General features: G+C 62.9%; 17 protein-coding genes. 9 read left to right on the plus strand and 8 right to left on the minus strand.

Going from position 1 to position 15684, the window contains the following annotated elements; all coding sequences use genetic code 11:
- On the plus strand, positions 1 to 199 hold a 199-nt coding region (locus tag SR3_RS32195; protein WP_218018828.1), incomplete at its 5' end, for a hypothetical protein.
- Between the two features lie 441 nt (positions 200 to 640).
- On the opposite strand, the gene SR3_RS32645 is transcribed toward SR3_RS32195, so the two are convergent.
- The 3 genes from SR3_RS32645 to SR3_RS31860 form a co-directional block, all read right to left on the minus strand.
- Positions 641 to 775, minus strand: a complete 135-nt coding sequence (locus SR3_RS32645; RefSeq protein ID WP_281198724.1) for a hypothetical protein — start codon at positions 773 to 775, stop codon at positions 641 to 643.
- A 61-nt stretch (positions 776 to 836) separates the two neighbouring features.
- Positions 837 to 3824, minus strand: coding sequence for a PAS domain-containing protein (locus tag SR3_RS13965; protein WP_068087056.1), 2988 nt, complete (start codon positions 3822 to 3824; stop codon positions 837 to 839).
- 37 nt (positions 3825 to 3861) lie between these two features.
- A complete protein-coding gene (locus SR3_RS31860; protein ID WP_169805638.1) occupies positions 3862 to 4032 on the minus strand; it encodes a hypothetical protein in 171 nt (56 codons plus the stop codon).
- Positions 4033 to 4089: 57 nt separating this feature from the next.
- Between SR3_RS31860 and SR3_RS13975 the strand changes: the two genes are divergently transcribed.
- The gene (locus SR3_RS13975; RefSeq protein ID WP_068087069.1) at positions 4090 to 4494 is read left to right on the plus strand and encodes an alpha/beta hydrolase; all 405 of its coding nucleotides are present in this window, start codon (positions 4090 to 4092) and stop codon (positions 4492 to 4494) included.
- Positions 4495 to 4624: 130 nt separating this feature from the next.
- On the opposite strand, the gene SR3_RS13980 is transcribed toward SR3_RS13975, so the two are convergent.
- Both SR3_RS13980 and SR3_RS32090 read right to left on the minus strand, forming a co-directional pair.
- Entirely contained in the window at positions 4625 to 5227 is a 603-nt protein-coding gene (locus SR3_RS13980) for a DUF4142 domain-containing protein (RefSeq protein WP_084455557.1), read from the minus strand.
- 286 nt (positions 5228 to 5513) lie between these two features.
- Entirely contained in the window at positions 5514 to 6002 is a 489-nt protein-coding gene (locus SR3_RS32090; protein ID WP_174549151.1) for a hypothetical protein, read from the minus strand.
- Between the two features lie 175 nt (positions 6003 to 6177).
- Here SR3_RS32090 and SR3_RS13990 point away from each other — a divergent pair, with 175 nt between their 5' ends.
- Positions 6178 to 6726, plus strand: a complete 549-nt coding sequence (locus SR3_RS13990) for a CocE/NonD family hydrolase C-terminal non-catalytic domain-containing protein (protein ID WP_084455558.1) — start codon at positions 6178 to 6180, stop codon at positions 6724 to 6726.
- A 20-nt stretch (positions 6727 to 6746) separates the two neighbouring features.
- On the opposite strand, the gene SR3_RS31310 is transcribed toward SR3_RS13990, so the two are convergent.
- Positions 6747 to 6920 (minus strand): hypothetical protein, encoded by a 174-nt coding sequence (locus tag SR3_RS31310; protein ID WP_157098848.1) that lies wholly within the window; start codon positions 6918 to 6920, stop codon positions 6747 to 6749.
- A 61-nt stretch (positions 6921 to 6981) separates the two neighbouring features.
- Positions 6982 to 7176, minus strand: coding sequence for a hypothetical protein (locus SR3_RS14000; protein WP_068087083.1), 195 nt, complete (start codon positions 7174 to 7176; stop codon positions 6982 to 6984).
- Between the two features lie 311 nt (positions 7177 to 7487).
- Here SR3_RS14000 and SR3_RS14005 point away from each other — a divergent pair, with 311 nt between their 5' ends.
- Positions 7488 to 8714, plus strand: coding sequence for a carbohydrate porin (locus SR3_RS14005; protein WP_068087086.1), 1227 nt, complete (start codon positions 7488 to 7490; stop codon positions 8712 to 8714).
- A 24-nt stretch (positions 8715 to 8738) separates the two neighbouring features.
- Here the strand turns inward: SR3_RS14005 and SR3_RS14010 are convergent, their stop codons facing one another.
- Positions 8739 to 9128: a response regulator gene (locus SR3_RS14010; protein ID WP_157098849.1), complete on the minus strand. Its 390-nt coding sequence runs from the start codon at positions 9126 to 9128 to the stop codon at positions 8739 to 8741.
- A 263-nt stretch (positions 9129 to 9391) separates the two neighbouring features.
- Between SR3_RS14010 and SR3_RS14015 the strand changes: the two genes are divergently transcribed.
- The 5 genes from SR3_RS14015 (at position 9392) to SR3_RS14035 (ending at position 15651) form a co-directional block, all read left to right on the plus strand.
- Positions 9392 to 10846, plus strand: a complete 1455-nt coding sequence (locus SR3_RS14015; RefSeq protein ID WP_068087091.1) for a sensor histidine kinase — start codon at positions 9392 to 9394, stop codon at positions 10844 to 10846.
- Positions 10847 to 10850: 4 nt separating this feature from the next.
- Positions 10851 to 11204 (plus strand): response regulator, encoded by a 354-nt coding sequence (locus tag SR3_RS14020; RefSeq protein WP_068087094.1) that lies wholly within the window; start codon positions 10851 to 10853, stop codon positions 11202 to 11204.
- A 204-nt stretch (positions 11205 to 11408) separates the two neighbouring features.
- A complete protein-coding gene (locus tag SR3_RS14025) occupies positions 11409 to 12554 on the plus strand; it encodes an HlyD family secretion protein (RefSeq protein WP_068087245.1) in 1146 nt (381 codons plus the stop codon).
- On the plus strand, positions 12554 to 14128 hold the full coding sequence (locus SR3_RS14030) for a DHA2 family efflux MFS transporter permease subunit (RefSeq protein ID WP_068087097.1): 1575 nt from the start codon (positions 12554 to 12556) through the stop codon (positions 14126 to 14128). The genes SR3_RS14025 and SR3_RS14030 overlap by 1 nt, the downstream gene beginning before the upstream one ends.
- Complete coding sequence (locus SR3_RS14035) at positions 14125 to 15651, plus strand: efflux transporter outer membrane subunit (RefSeq protein ID WP_084455561.1); 1527 nt, start codon at positions 14125 to 14127, stop codon at positions 15649 to 15651. Before SR3_RS14030 ends, SR3_RS14035 begins: the two co-directional genes overlap by 4 nt.
- The last annotated feature ends 33 nt before the right edge of the window (positions 15652 to 15684 follow it).

A 15684-nucleotide genomic window follows, 5' to 3' on the forward strand; every position in this document is an offset into this window, starting at 1 on the left:
CGAGGTTCATGCTGCGGGGACCAGACGATGGTGGGCAGGGATCGAGGAGTATGCTGGAAAAGGCTGGGCCATGGTCATCCTCGATCGTGTTTTATGGGTTTCTAACACCCGACGGTGCCAATCGTTGCCGTTGCTCTTTGCAAGAGGACAATCATTGCGTCTTGAGTGGACAATGCCTGCCTTCCACGATCGCAAATGAGCCCCGAAGCACCGGCTTGTCAGCGATATCACTCACTTCTTCCCTGTCTGAGATTGCTTGCGGATTGGCGTGGGCGCATTGCTCCTACGCCTGACACGTCCCCTCGATCATTTTGCCGGGACACTCGTTGGGATCGGCTAACTCCACGCTTCCACCTTCCATTCAGCTCCGATCTTGGCCAGAACAAAGGAGGTGTAGCCAATTTCGCGAATGTCGCGGCCCTATTGCTTGTAGCCGTAGATGCTGGGCGCCCGACAGTAAGGGCGGTCACCGCTGAGGATCTATCGACCACCGATGTGAAGGTCACCATGCCATCGGTCTTGCCTGCTGCCGCTTCCGCCTTGCCGACGGCGGCCAGTCAGCGGTCGAAGGCACTGGGCCCGGATCAGGCAAATGGGGAAACATTGTCGACGATCGTCGGCGCAGCCACATGGTTTGCCCTCACAGACCACTATCGCCATTGTTGAAGCTGTCCATCATGGACTCGATCGGAGCCTCGACCGAGGCATCGGAGGCAGACACGGCCGGCGCGGAGGCACAGGCTGCGGCGGCAACCACCGCAGACAGCGATTTCATGCCAACTCCCCAAAAGAAGCAACGGTTTGAAAACCCATTGACGTGTGCTTGGCGGGGCGTCTTACCCTCTTGCCAAACCTGTCAGGGCCGCTTTCAATTCCTCCTGTCGGAAGGGTTTGATCAAGCGCGGCAGGCTGGCCGGAATTCCCGAATCCTCAGCATAGCCTGACACGACCAGCACCGGCAGGGATGGCATGACCTCACGGATGCGCGCCGCCAGATCCGTGCCGGTCAGGCCGGGCATCAGATGGTCCGTCAGCAGCATGGCGGGCCTCAGCCCCTCGCTCACCAGCGTCAGGGCTTCCTCGGCGGAGGCGGCCTCGACTACCTCATAGCCCAGTTCATCAAGCAGATCGGCGGTGCTGGCGCGCACCATCCAGTCGTCATCGACAAGCAAAATGGTGCCGCTCGCCGCCTCGGTGTTCTGCGAACTGATCTGCGCCAGCGTGCCAGGCAAGGTTTGCGCGACCGGCAGCCACAGATCGATCCGCGTGCCAAGCCCGAGCCGGCTGGTGATGGTCAAGGCTCCGCCCAGCTGCAGGGCCAGCCCATGCACCATCGAGAGCCCCAGACCAGTGCCCTTGCCGATGCCCTTGGTGCTGAAGAAGGGATCGACGGCGCGCAGCCGCGTCGCCTCATCCATGCCGGTGCCGGTGTCCGAGACGCCCAGCTGGATGTAGCGCCCGGCAGCAAGGCGGCTGGCATGATCGGCCCAGATCTCGCACACCTGGGCGGTGATCCCGAGACGCCCACCTTCGGGCATGGCATCGCGCGAGTTGACCGCCAGATTGAGGATGGCCATCTCGATCTGATTGGCATCGGCCAATGCCGGGGGCAGGCCGCGCTCGACATCGACCTCGATGCGGATGCGCGGCCCCGATGTGCTGGCGATCAGCTCGGCCATGCCCTCGATGATGCCCGCGATATCGACCGGGGCGGGCTGCAGCGGCTGGCGCCGGGCAAAGGCCAGCAGGCGCTGGACCAGCACCCGGGCCCGCTCGGCGGATTGCAGCGCGGCGCCGATCTGGCGCTGGGCCTTCTCATCGCCGATGCCGCGCCGCTGCAGCAGATCGAGGCTGCCAATGATTGGGGTGAGCAGATTGTTGAAATCATGCGCCACGCCGCCGGTCAGCTGGCCCATGGCTTCCAGCTTCTGGCTTTGCCGCAAGGCTTCCTCGGTCTCGGCCAGCCTTGCGGCATCGCGCAGGCGCTGGGTTACATCGATGCCATATTGGAAGGCACCGATCACAGCGCCATCCTTGTCGCGCAGCGGGTTGAGGCGCAGTTCGTAATGGTGTTCATCGGGGCCAGGCGTGCCCAACCGCTCGACCATCGCGAAATCCTCGCCCGACAACGCGCGAGACCAGCGTGCCTGAGCGCTGTGATGATCGGGATCATCGCCCAGATACTCAAGCAGACTCGCCCCTATCACGGGGCGTTGCCCGGTATTGCGCGCGAAGGCCTCGGCATAGGCGTAGTTGAAGGCCAGAAAGCGGTAATCGCTGTCGAGGGCGTTGATCAACGCATCGGAGGTTTCAAAGATGCTGGCCCACAGCCGCCGCTCGGCCAGCGCGGCATCGACCCGTGCCTCCAGCGTTTCATTGAGCAGCCGCAGATCGGCCTCGGCGCGGCGGCGCTCGGTCACATCGGTGTTGACCGCCACCGCCGCGATCACCTGCCCGTCGATCCTCACCGGCGCGGCGGCAGAGCGCACGATCCGCTCCTCGCCGCTGATGCGGTGCCGCACAATCACATCGCGGATCACCTTTTCCCCGGCCAATGCGCGGGAAAAGGCCTGATCGGCCACGGCGATCGGCGCGCCGGTGGCGGCATCGCGGGTCATGATCTCATCGGCCAGCGTGCCCACGTCGCGGTTCAATTCCTCGCGCGTGGCAAAGCCCAGCTGCTCAAGCGCGGGCTGGTTGGCGATGGTGATCCCCTGCGCCCCGCCGATGTAGACGCCATCCGGCATGCTTTCGAGCACCGCCTGCAACTCGCCCGTCTGGCGCTGCGAGGCGGCGAGCAGCTGCCGGTATCGCTCCTCGCTTTCGCGCAGCAGGGCGTGGGCGCGGTTGCGCTCCACCGCGTCCCACATCCGCGCGGCGACCTCCTGCGTGAAGACCTCCTCATGATCCGCCCAGGCACGGATATCCTTGGCATGGACGAAGAGAATGGCGGTCAGCCGCCCATGGCGGATGAGTGGCACATCGATCGTGGCGCGCACGCCCACGGCGGCAAAGGCCTGCTCCGTGCCGTCGCCACGGGTCAGCGGATCGTCCAGTGCATCGTCGATACGGATCGTTTCGCCCGAGCGCAGCGCTCGAGCCAGTGCGGTGCCAAAACTGTCGAGCCGCAGTGCTCCGCACAGGCTGGGAAAGGTTCCGTCGGTCCAGTCCCGGTGGATAACCGCAAATGTGTCGGTCTCATCCATTTCGGCATAGCCCACACGCTCGACAGCCAGATGCCGGCCGAGCATGCCCGAAGCCTCGGTTATGAAATCGGCTGGATCGGGCAGGGCCCGGCGGGCTTCGTCCAGCGCAAGTCGCAGCCTCTGGCGTTTGTCTTCCAGAACCCGGTCACTGGTTTCATGGCCCTGGTTGAAAATGCCGGCAACGCTGCCATCCCCGGCGAAGATTGGCGTGAAGCTGTAGGTCCACCATGTCTCCTCACGGCGGCCATGGCGGATCATGGGCAGCATCTGGTCGAACAGGGAAAGGGACTCGCCGGTCTCGATCACCTGCTGCATCTGAGGGCCGATGATCGGCCAGATGTCGGCCCAGACTTCCTGTGCGTGGCGGCCCAGTGCCGATGGATGGCGGTCCGCGATGATTGTTGACCAGGCATCGTTATAGAGCAGCCGCAGCTCGGCGCCCCAGTAGATCGCGGTCGGGAAGCTGGAGGCGAGGCAAAGCGAGAGCGCCGGGCGCAGCAGCCCAAGAGCGTTGGCATCTTCCCTCGACCAGTCCAGATCACGGATGGCCTGCGCCATGCCTGTGCCAGCGGGCCGGAAGCCGGAATCGAAAGGCCCTGCTGGGGCGGCATGGTTCATAAAATAGGTGGTCTCGTGGTGGGCCTGTAGCGCAAGTCTAGACCGCCATGGTACCGAATGCCAGTTGTCCTGCCGCAAGGCCGAGGATGGACCAGCCAGAGTGTTGCATGAGTGCCGCTTGGCGGGCTCGCTTGAATGTCCAAAAGGCTTGGACAAGTGAGGTCTGGTCAATCGGCTTTTGCAGGATCACGCTGGGCTGATAGGCCATCAGCGCGTCATCGGGCGTTCCCGTCACGAAGTTCGTGGGGATTGGGCCTACCTCTTCATGGACAGCTTCGATCGCACGCGGGCGCCAGAGCTGGGCGGCGATCCGGATCGGATCTTTCTCCCCGGGCCCTATCACTTCCTGCCATTCAAGGGGCCGATCGTCGAAACCGCCTTTGCCGGTGTCGCCGATCCTGTTTCGACTCAACGGGTGCATCATGCGCGGGCCGATGCACCGCCCACCTTTCTTGCCACTGCCGACAAGGACATGCTCGTTTTGCCGCGCGACGGCGATGCATTGGGGCAGGCCTTGCACGGGCAGGGTGTGGCGGTCGAGCGCAAAAGCTATCCGAACGTTGGCCATACCGGACTGGTGAAAGCGATTGCAAAACCGCTACGCGGGCACGCCTCTGTTCTAGAGGAGATGGACAATTTTGCCCATAAGGTCACTCGCATCGAAGGTTAGGTTCGCCATAGGGCGACATCAATGAGCATTTTCGGCCGATGGCGAGGGGCCGATGTGTGCCGGGATTCTTCGTGAATACAGCATTCAACCGTTTGCTGGTGTGGCTTGCTGAGGCAGCGGCGCCTCGCCGTCACTTATCCATTTTGTCCAGCATCGTGATATGCTGTTGCACCACTGGCACAATCTGCGCGGCGGCGGCCCTCAGCGCCTCGTTGTTGCCATCCGCAGCATAGGTCTTGTGAAGCATTAGCGCCGAAGCATGCCCATCGCGCTGGGCGTCGAGGTAGATCTTGTCGGCATCCTTGCCCTTGGCCGCCTTGATCGCATCGAGGCTCTGCTGCTGGGCTGGCTGCAGCCGGGGCGCGTCGACGGCGATATCCGCCGCTTTCGCCGTCTTTTTGAGCAAGGTGGTCGACGCCTCGTGATCCTTGATCATCATTTGGGCGAAGGCCTTGACCTGAGAGTCCTGTGTGGTCTTGAGGATGGCGCGCGAGCTTTCAATTTCGAACAGGCCGCCGGCACCGGCCTTGGCCAGATACGTGCCCGGATCCTTGCCAGGGGCGGCATCGGCGTCTTCACCTACGGCTGAGGATGAACTCATAGTCGGCATGCCGTCTTGGGGGGTGACCGAGGAGGCTTCGGTCGCGCCGCTTGAACTTGCTGACTGATCGGTCGCTTTCTGGCAGGCAGACAAAGCTAGCGCGGGCAAAACAAGCCAGACGAGATTTTTCATGACAAAGCTCTCCGTTGAGCAGAATGCTTGTTCAGGGGCTAACGATCGGCATCATGCTTGGGTTCGTGGGCCGTTGAAGAAGGTGCCTGGTCGGTGCGGCGCCGCTGCGGGAGTGGACATAATAGAACTGAACTGCCCCGTTGCTGTTCGGATTGTGCGGGTAGTTGATGACAGTACGGTGTGATGCCAGGCCCTACCCATGGCGGCTGCAGCTTTTTGAGTTTCTCGCGGTGAGTGTTTCAAAAATTATCCAATAAAAGCCATGCCTGCTTTCAACTGGATAAACCTATTTAAGTGACGTCGGCTTTGGGAAGAACACAGGCCGTACATCTTGCTCCTCGCTTTGTTGCTCATAGTCGCGCGACATCTGATGATCAGAGAAGTTGCTGCCGTCCGCGAGCATCGCCGTAAAATCGACGCACAAAGCATCGAGGCGATGTTTGAGGTCGTTATTCGACATATCTCCGACCATTGCCATCGCGCCTTGCGACCACTGGCCCATTCCACCCAGACCGGGATGGTTAAACTGGGCCTGGAGGCCACCTCCTTTTTCAAGGGACTCGAAGAGGATGAGCGCCGCATCATGATCGATGCCCTGGCGAGCCGCTGCGCCATCGACCGCGGCCATGCCTTTCTCGTTCAAGTCTCGCATCATCCCGCTCCTCTGCTCCGCTAAGCGCAGGGCTGTTTTCAAAGAGAAGCGATGATCGACCGCCAGGTTCCTTGCCGAATTTGAGCCCATGCCTTTCACACAAAAACCGGTTTGAGCAGCCATAGGTATGCCCCCCGCTCGGGATAGCAAAAGGAAATGGAATCTATGTGTATCATCGAGTTGCTGGTCAAGAGTGTGGCGTTGATGGTCCCGCCTGCGGTGCGCCACGGATGCGCCGGGATCGACATAGCGGCAATGGCCGGTCGATAACCAGCGGGCCTTTTCCGATTGCCGTGACGTGTTGATCTATCAGATCGCGCCGCTGGAGGCACAGCTCACGCTGGCGCGCACCCGGATTGCCGGTCTTGTGCCCTCAACCAAGGGCAGCGATGGCGATTTCGTGGTCAAGCCCGAAAAGCCGGAGATGGGCGGATATCAGCTGCCCATCGCGATGGACATCCTGCGCGGCCGCTATCGCGAGGGCTTTTCGCAGGCCCAGCCCATCACGCCCAATGCAGCGCTGACCTATCGCCTGACGCTGCCCAACGTGAGCCATGTGTTCTTGCCCGGGCACCGGATCATGGTGGAGATCCAGTCCAGCTGGTTTCCGCTGTATGATGGCAATCCCCAAAGCTTCGTACCCAATGTATTCGACGCCGAGCCAGAGGGTTACCGCAAGGCGACGATCCGCATCTATCACGCGCCGACGCAGGCGAGCGCCCTTGAACTGCTGGAGCCGTGGCGCAAAGCGTGCAATCTGACCGGGGCCGTCTCGCTGGCCCCGGGAGCCAGCCACTTGCATGGGAACATTAGGTACTATCGAGCAGCCTGTGCACTCGCCCTATGACAGGTTTGGCGCGCCGTGCGTTATCGGGTCTGATTCGCTCGGTTGCCTCCGTGCAAAAGGCGCTTTCTGGCCTCTTCGGTGTCTTCCCGATCTTTTTCGAGCGCATCGTCAAGTTTGACCCGAACACTCTCGAAGCCGCCACCCGCCGGGCTGCCGGCGGCGGGATGGTCTTCATCTTTGCTGTTCTTGCTCATGCTTTCTTCCTCGGATGGATTGCTCTCGGAGCGCGGGAAAGGCAATGGTGAGCCCTCATCGTCAGAGCTTGTGCCCCACATCGGTATCGGCGGTGTGAGGCGTTGCTTTGGAGGCGCCCAGCTCCCCACGCTTCTTCTCGTCCATACCCGGCTTGTCGCGTTCCTCGGGCAGGGTGGAGGGCGCGGGCGGGTCCTTGTCGACCATATGTCCCGGGCCGTTGCTCAGTGCCGGGTCCTTGCGGGATTCCTCACTCATCACAGCATCCTTTCACCAGCAGATGTTGGAATTGAAAGCCACGGGGACGTCAAAGGGTGCAAGGGATCGGTCGCTCGCTTGCAGAAATGAGGTGAGCGGACTGCAAGGCTCTGATCCGGGTCGGGGCAGGCTCAAAGGGCGGCCAGGGACCTTTGCCCACCATGCTCCGTTTCGCGAAAGCCAGGGTGTTTGCCGGGCTGCGGTGTGGCGATCGCATTCTCTTGTCATGACATCGGTCAAAAACCATGGACCACCTTGCGCCCGGACCGCCACCGACTGTCGCTTTCTCACGGTGGATTGCATCCATCAGCGTGACGGCGCTGGCGACCATCGTGGTGTTTATCGCCTGTCCATCCAAAGCCCTTGCCGATGACGATATGCCACCGCCCGTCTTGACCGCAACCTTTCGCGACACGCTGGATGGGTGGCTGATCGCCAAGGGAGCGGCTCCCACCAGCGTGGCTATGAACAGGGCGCAACTGGCCGCCACGCTGGCGGGTGACCGGCTGGGTTTGTCCGGGCTGGCCTTGCACGCGCAGATTTTCAACTATGCCGGCTCGGGTCTCAGCAGCCGGACGGGGGACATCCAGACGGCGGATGCCATCGAGGCCGTGCCCATGACCCGGCTGTTTGAAGCCTGGATCGAACAGCGCTTCGGTTCGGAGGAGCACAATGTCGCCCTGCGCGCGGGGCTGATGGATGTGAATGCCGACTTCGATTCGATCGTGACGGCCAACTGGCTGGTGAACTCATCACAGGGGATCGGTGCCGATATCGCGCGCAGTGGGCTAAACGGGCCCTCGATTTATCCGGTTTCCTCGCTCGGGTTGCGGGTCAGCTGGACGCCGAACAAGCATTGGACCGGACGCGTCGCTATCCTTGATGGTGTTCCGGGTGATCCAGATCGTCCCCGTGCCTTTGTGGTGGCCAGGCTGGCGCCCATGGATGGCGCGCTCACCATCGGACAGGTGGATTATCGGTGGTCGGACACGGGGCGGGTGGCCATCGGCCTGTGGCGTTACAGCCTTTCGCGCCCCACGCTGGATGGTGTGACTGCGCGCCACGATCAGGGTTTCTATATGGAAGCCGAAAGCGCGCTTCCCGGCTCGACGCATTGGACCGGCTGGCTGCGTTTCGGCAGGGCAGCCGGTTCGATGCAGCAGGTCGATGGCTATTGGGGCGGCGGCGTGACCGGCAAGGGCCTGCTGCCCACGCGCAAGGATGATCGGCTCGGCCTGGCGTTTGCCCGAGCCTCGATCAGCCCTCTGGCGATCCGCATAAGTGGTTTGCCGCGCACCGAAACCTCGTTCGAGCTGAGCTACCAATACAAACTGAGCGCCCAGCTGGCCCTTCAGCCTGACGCACAATATCTCCATCACCCGGCAGCCGTCGCTCACGCTCCGAACGCTTTGGTCATGGGGCTTCGCCTGATCCTATCGTTCGGCGGCCCCAAACCGGCACCGGCGACCGATGCGTCGGACACGACCGTGCCTTCCGATGCTCCGGAACCCAAAGCGCCCGACGGAAAAACGTCCTGATAAGACTTGAGAGGCGCTGCGGCGTCAGCCGTTGCTCCGCTCGACGCGCGCGAAGGCGCCATCGACGGCTTCCTTGAACGTATCGAAGAGAAAGGGCTTGGCCACCACGTAGCCATGGGGCGCCGCATGCTTTTCCGGGGCCTTCTCCGGGTCGCCGAGCATGAAGACGGTCGGGATGGTCCGCTTGGAGCAAATCTCGCGAACCGCATCGATGCCGGATCCCTCTACCAGGCTGTCGTCGGCGGCAATAAAGTCGGGCGGCTGGCGGCTGGCCGAGGCAATAGCCGTACTCTCGCGGTCCACGATGGCGATAGAGGTGAAGCCAAGTTCCCGCAGATGGTCCTCAACCATCATGGAAATGAGAACGGAATCCTCGATAATGAGCGCATGCATAGTGTCGTCGCGAACCGTCAAATCTGCTCCAGGGGTGGCCCCTACTCATAATCCTGTGCGGGATCATCCGCAACAGGGGCCGCCACTTCAGACAGCAAAAATGCCTGATACCGTCGCGGTGACGGGCGAGGGGGCTGAACGATCCATTCCGCGATTGGCAAAGGTACACAGTAGGGGAAATTGTTCCATGGCAGGAACGTCTTGACCTTTGAAGCGATGTCGTTTTGATCGGAAACGGGCGCGGCTTTAGACCATTGGGTCCCAAGAAAAAGGCTAGCATAGTGATGGCTGGGCATGAACGATTCTTCCCAGCTGGGGGCGGGAAGCTGGGAGAGTTGATCCGCAATTTCGACTGGTCGCAGACCTCGATCGGCCCCTTGAGCAATTGGCCGCACAGCCTGCGCACGGTGACCGAAATGCTTCTTCTTTCGCCAGTGCCCATCGTGTTGCTGTGGGGGCAGGACGGCATCATGATCTACAACGATGCTTATTCCGGTTTTGCCGGCGCGCGCCATCCGGAGTTGCTCGGCTCTCGAGTCCGCGAGGGCTGGGGCGAGATCGCCGATTTCAACGACAATGTGATGCGCGTGGGGCTCGGCGGCGGCACGCTGGCCTATCGTGATCATGAACTGACCCTCCACCGCCACGGCAAGCCTGAACCGGTGTGGATGGATCTCGACTATTCCCCGGTGCTCGATGAATCCGGGGCGCCGGCTGGGGTGATCGCCATTGTGGTGGAAACCACCGCCCGCGTGCTGGCCGAACGCCGTGTGCGCGAAAGCGAGCGTAAGCTGCGCGCGCTGGTCGAGGCGTCCTCCGATGTGATCTACCAGCTCACCCCAGACTGGTCCGCGATGCTGAAGCTGGAGGGACGGTCTTTCCTGCGCAGCACTGGAGAGCCCGATCCTCATTGGCAGGACGCCTATTTGCTCCCCGAGGACCATGAGGAGATCGGGGCGGATATCCGCGAGGCCATCGCCCAGAAACGCCCCTATCAGCGCGAGCATCGCGTGCGTCAGGCTGATGGCTCGATCGGCTGGACCTTTTCGCGCGCCGTGCCCATCTTCGATGAGGCTGGCGAGATCACCGAATGGTTCGGCGCGGCCAGCGATGTGACTGAGCGCCGCCGCACCCATGAGCATTTGCGGCTGGTGGTCAATGAACTCAACCACCGGGTGAAGAACACGCTGGCCATGGTTCAGGCCATCGCCATGCGTACCTTCCGCGAGGATGAAGCTCTGGGCAGCGCGCAAAAGCAATTCGCCGCAAGGCTGGTGGCGCTGGCCAGCGCCAATGATCTGCTGACCGGCGAAAGATGGGCCGGGGCCTCGCTGGAGGCGGCCATCCTGCAGGCGGTTGAGCCTCATCAACCCGATGCCGCGCGGCGCATCCTGAGCGGCCCGGATTTGCGGATTTCACCCAAGACAGCGCTGGCTTTGTCGCTCGCCATGCATGAGCTTTGCACCAATGCGGTGAAATATGGCGCCTGGTCCAACGATCAGGGCGTGGTTACCATCGACTGGCGCGAAACGCAGTGCGATGGTCTCCCCACCCTTAGCATCGTCTGGACAGAACGTGCAGGGCCGCCCGTCGCGCCTCCCGCGCGGCGCGGTTTCGGCTCGCGGCTGATCGAGCGCGGCCTGGCCGGAGAGTTGGGCGGCACAGTTGCGATGCGCTTTGAACCCGAGGGGCTGGTGTGCGAAGTCGAGGCGCCGCTGACCATCGTGGCGGATGAATGAGTCCATGGCTTACCGCATTCTGATCGTGGAGGACGAAATGACCATCGCCTTCATGATCGAGGACATGCTGATCTCGCTTGGGCATGAGGTGGTCGAGATCGCGATGCGTCTGCCCGAGGCGCTGGAGGTGGCGCGGCGGGTGGAGGCGGATCTGGCGATCCTCGACGTCAATCTCGATGGTCTTCGCTCCTTTCCGGTGGCGGAGGTGCTGGATGAGCGCGGCATCCCTTTCGGTTTCGCGACGGGCTACGGCGCCATGGGCGTTGAAGAGCGCTTCCGGCAGCATCCGATCCTCAAGAAGCCCTTTCGTTTGGTCGATCTTGAGACACTGATCGAGCAGATCGTGGTGCCGGGCTAGGCACTTGGGAAGGGCTTTTCAGCTTCGCCTCATCCTTACAAATCCCGTCTGCGCCATCGCGAAGGATTGTCACTGGCGTGCAGTTGCTTGCTCATCAAGGAACAAATCGGCCCGCTCCCTTTTCCTGCCATAGGCTTGCCAAGCTTTCCGGAAAGGATGACGCCTTGCACCGACGATCCCCTTTCCGGCCGGAACGGCACTGATATGCCGGACGACAGCAAAGAGCCCAAGCGCGAAGCTTCCGACGACAATACCCAGCAGGGATCGGAAAATCAGGTTTCCAAAGACCAGCCTTCCAAGGACGAGGGTGAACAGGAAATCCCGCTGTTCAAGCGCCCGATGTTCTGGATTGTGGGCGGCGGTGTTGCCGCCGTCGTGCTGATCGGCGGCTTTCTCTGGTGGCTCGATGCGCGCCAGTATGAGGACACTGACGACGCCTTTGTCGACGCCCATATCGTGCGATTGGCCGCGCAAACCACGGGCCGCCTGACTGCTGTCTATGCCGCCGACAACCGCCATGTCCGTAAGGGCGATCTGCTGGCCACGATCGAGCCGGAAACCCCCGCCGCCACCTTTCAGGAAGCCAAATCCAACGTGTCGCAGGCCGATGCCGCGATAGCGCAGGCGCAGGCCAAGGTGCTCTCCGCCATCGCCGCGCAGAAGCAGGCGCGGGCCGATGCGCTGGGGCCCGCCGCCAATGCCGCCAAGGCTCAGGCCGATTATCACCGCTATCTTGACCTGCAGACGCGCGACCGGATGGCCGTGGCGCCCACGCAGGTCGATGCCGCCCGCGCGCAGGCCGAGGCCAGCGCTGCTCAGGCGCTGGCCGCCCGGCGCCAGATCGAGAGCGCCGCCGCCAATGTGCTGGCCGCACGCAAGGAGGTGCAATCGGCGCAGGCCAACCGGCAGGCCGCCGTGGCGCGCCAACAACAGGCCAATGTGACAGTGTCCTACACCACGATCCGCGCGCCCATCGACGGGCAGGTGGTTAACCGCTCGGTCAATGTTGGCAGCTACGTGGCGCCGGGCCAGCAGATGCTGGCCATCGTGCCCGACGATCTGTGGGTCACTGCCAATTTCAAGGAAACCCAGCTCGACCACATGCGGCCCGGCCAACCGGTGCGCATCCGCATCGATGCCTATCCCGGCGTGGATTTCCCCGGCCATGTGGATTCGATCCAGCGCGGCGCGGGTCAGGCCTTTGCCGTGCTGCCGCCGCAGAACGCCACGGGCAATTATGTGAAGGTGGTGCAGCGCGTTCCGGTGCGCATCCTTTTCAACAACCGGCCCAACCCCGCCTATGTCATCGGCCCGGGCATGTCGGTCGTGCCGCGCGTGACCGTGCGCTGATGGCCCAGGCATCTGGCTGGACCGACGAGCGCTCCGCCGCCGGGAAGCGCAATCCCTGGCTGATCGTCGGCATCATTTCCATGGCCACCTTCATGGAGGTGCTGGACACCTCGATCGCCAATGTCTCGCTCACCCATATCGCGGGCAGCCTGTCGGCCAGTCAGGATGAATCGACCTGGGTGCTCACCAGCTATCTGGTGGCCAATGCGGTGGTGATCCCGCTCTCGGGTTGGCTCTCCGATGTGATCGGGCGCAAGCGCTATTACATGATCTCCGTGGGGCTTTTTGGCATCTCCTCGCTATGCTGCGGCTTTGCCCCCAATCTGGCGATGCTGGTAGCGGCCCGCATCTTTCAGGGCATGGGCGGCGGGGGTTTGGCCCCTTCCGAGCAATCGATCCTGGCCGACACCTTTCCGCCCGAAAAGCGCGGGCAGGCCTTTGCCGCCTATGGCATCGTGGTGGTGGTGGGACCTGTGCTGGGCCCGACATTGGGCGGCTGGATCACCGACAATTTCAGCTGGCACTGGATCTTTCTGATCAATGTGCCGGTCTCGATCCTCTCACTCTTCCTCGTCCATTTTATCGTAACCGAGCCCAAGGTGCTGGAGAAGGAGCGGCGTGAGCGGGGGAAGGGCGGCCTCAGGGTCGATTACATCGGCTTCCTGCTGGTCGTGCTGGGCCTCGGTTGTCTGGAGATCACGCTGGATCGCGGCGAGACCGACAACTGGTTTGCCAGCAGTTTTATCTGCACCACCGCGATCATCAGCGGCACCTCTCTGGTGGGCCTCGTGTTCTGGGAGCTGAACCACAAGGAACCGATCATCGATCTGCGGCTGCTGGCCAATCGCAATTTTGCCGTCACCACCACCTTTATGCTGACCACCGGGGCGGTGCTGTTCGGCACCACCGCCATCCTGCCGCAAATGCTGCAGCAGGTCTTCGGCTATGATGCCAGCACGGCAGGCATGGCGATGACCATGGGCGGTCTGGCCACGCTGGTGGCCATGGTGATCGTGGGTCGGCTGGCAGGCAAGGTCGATACAAGGCTGCTGCTGATCCCGGCGCTCGCCTCTCAGGCCGCTGCCCTGTGGTATATGACGGGCTGGAACACGCAGATCAGCTTTCACGATGCTTCGATGGGGCGGCTGATTTCGGCGGCGGGGTTGCCGTTCCTCTTCATTCCGATCCAGACGGCGGCCTATGTAGGGTTGAAGCCGGAGAGCACGAATGATGCCTCGGCCATCCTCAATGTGGCGCGCAATCTGGGGGGCAGCTTCGGCATTGCTATCACCCAGGCCGCGCTGATCGAGCGTGGCCAGTTCCACCAGTCACGCATTGTCGAGACGTTGAGCCCGCTTAATCCCAACTACGCCGAGGCTGTGACCCAGGCAGGCCCCGCGTTGGGGCTCAGCGATCCGGATGGGGCGACAGCGGTGATCTACCGGCAGGTGCAGCAGCAGGCCGAGATGCTGTCCTACATCGATGTGTTTCACGGTTTTATGATCTTTGTGCTGTTGGTGCTGCCGCTGGGCTTGCTGATCCGCCAGGGCAAGAGCGCGGGAGGCCATGCATGAAGCGGCATATTCTCATGTTTGGACCTCTGGCTTTGGCGGGCTGCACGGTTGGCCCCAATTACAGCGTGCCAAAACTCCCGACGCCTGCTGCCTTCGCAGAAGATCAGGGGCCGCAAGCCACGCCCGATCTGCAAGGCTGGTGGCACGCCTATCACGATCCCGAGCTCGAACGGCTGATCGCCATGGGGCTGGCGGACAATCCCGACCTCAAATCCGCCGCCGCGCGCATACGCGGCGCGCGCGCTCAGGAAAGGGTCGCGCGTTCAGCCTATTTCCCGCAAGTCAATGCCACAGCGGGCAGCACCTATGAGCAGTTCAGCAAGAATGCCGGCCTGTCTTCGCTGGCCAGCTTGCTGGGCGGCGGGAGCAGTTCGGGGGCATCCTCCGCTGGCCTGCAGAACAGTTCGACCAGCGGCATCGCCGCGCCGGGCGATGACATCACCGTCTATTCGGCGGGCTTCGACGCCAGCTGGGAGCTGGATCTCTTCGGCGGCACCCGCCGCAGCGTGCAGGGCGCCCGCGCCCGCGCCGAGGCGGCTGTGTGGAGCGCACGCGATGCCCAACTCTCGCTGATCGCCGAGATCGTCGATGCCTATCTGCAACTGCGCACCCTTCAGGCCCGCGAACAGGTGGCGCGTGAAGAGGTGGACCGGCAGGAAAAACGCCTCGGCATCCTCGACCATACCGCCCAATCCGGCTTGACCCCGCAAGGCGATTTCATCCGCCAGCGAGCGCAACTGGCGCAGGCGCTGGCCGCCGTTGCCCCCATCGTCGCGGAGGGCAAGGCGCAGATGCATGGGCTCGGTATGCTGGTGGGCCGCACGCCCGATACGCTGATCGCCGAACTGACCGCAGTGCCGCCGCCTTTGCCAGCGCCGCCGCAGGTGCCCGCCGGGCTGCCGTCGGATCTGCTGCGCCGCCGCCCAGATGTGCGCATGGCCGAAAGGCAATTAGCGGCAGCGACCGCCGATATCGGCGTGGCCGTGGCCGATCTCTATCCGCGTTTTACGCTCACCGGCGCATCTCAGCTGATTTCCACCGCTTTGGGCAACCTCTTCACCGGAGACAGCCTGCAGCTGACGGGGCAGGCACAGGCGATGTTCCCCATTCTCGATTGGGGCAAGCGCAAGGGGCAGGTCGCCCAGCGCAAGGCGCAGGCCGATGAGGCCTATTACGCTTACCAGAAGGCCGTCCTTGGCGCGCTGCGCGATGTGGAGGATGCGCTGATCCGCATCCGCAGCGAGCAGGAGCGCAACCGGGCCCTGCAGGGCGGCCTTGCCGATGCCACCCGCGCGGCGCAGGTGGTGGAGGCACGCTATGCCTCGGGGCTGGTCGATTACGGTGCGGTGTTGGACGCGCGCGCGGCCGAGATTTCAGCTCATGACGCGCTGATCCAGAGCGATGGCGCCCTGCGCCGCGACACGCTGGCACTCACCAAGGCGCTGGGCGGCGGGTGGGAAGGCTTGCCTATGCCAGAGGCGCCGCCGGCGATGCCTTCGTATACCTCCGGCCCTGAACATTGATGGGCTGAATTCTGGCGTGCCAACTGGCACGTG

Origin of the sequence: Novosphingobium rosa NBRC 15208 (assembly GCF_001598555.1) — a bacterium.
GTDB classification, from domain to species: Bacteria; Pseudomonadota; Alphaproteobacteria; order Sphingomonadales; family Sphingomonadaceae; genus Novosphingobium; species Novosphingobium rosa.

Bases quoted from the DNA above. Each gene is read 5' to 3' on its own strand.
- SR3_RS32645 (WP_281198724.1), bottom strand. From the start codon at position 775: ATGAAATCGCTGTCTGCGGTGGTTGCCGCCGCAGCCTGTGCCTCCGCG.
- SR3_RS13965 (WP_068087056.1), bottom strand. From the start codon at position 3,824: ATGAACCATGCCGCCCCAGCAGGGCCTTTCGATTCCGGCTTCCGGCCC.
- SR3_RS31860 (WP_169805638.1), bottom strand. From the start codon at position 4,032: ATGGCCTATCAGCCCAGCGTGATCCTGCAAAAGCCGATTGACCAGACC.
- SR3_RS13975 (WP_068087069.1), top strand. From the start codon at position 4,090: ATGGACAGCTTCGATCGCACGCGGGCGCCAGAGCTGGGCGGCGATCCG.
- SR3_RS13980 (WP_084455557.1), bottom strand. From the start codon at position 5,227: ATGAAAAATCTCGTCTGGCTTGTTTTGCCCGCGCTAGCTTTGTCTGCC.
- SR3_RS32090 (WP_174549151.1), bottom strand. From the start codon at position 6,002: ATGGCTGCTCAAACCGGTTTTTGTGTGAAAGGCATGGGCTCAAATTCG.
- SR3_RS31310 (WP_157098848.1), bottom strand. From the start codon at position 6,920: ATGAGCAAGAACAGCAAAGATGAAGACCATCCCGCCGCCGGCAGCCCG.
- SR3_RS14000 (WP_068087083.1), bottom strand. From the start codon at position 7,176: ATGAGTGAGGAATCCCGCAAGGACCCGGCACTGAGCAACGGCCCGGGA.
- SR3_RS14015 (WP_068087091.1), top strand. From the start codon at position 9,392: ATGGCTGGGCATGAACGATTCTTCCCAGCTGGGGGCGGGAAGCTGGGA.
- SR3_RS14020 (WP_068087094.1), top strand. From the start codon at position 10,851: ATGGCTTACCGCATTCTGATCGTGGAGGACGAAATGACCATCGCCTTC.
- SR3_RS14025 (WP_068087245.1), top strand. From the start codon at position 11,409: ATGCCGGACGACAGCAAAGAGCCCAAGCGCGAAGCTTCCGACGACAAT.
- SR3_RS14030 (WP_068087097.1), top strand. From the start codon at position 12,554: ATGGCCCAGGCATCTGGCTGGACCGACGAGCGCTCCGCCGCCGGGAAG.
- SR3_RS14035 (WP_084455561.1), top strand. From the start codon at position 14,125: ATGAAGCGGCATATTCTCATGTTTGGACCTCTGGCTTTGGCGGGCTGC.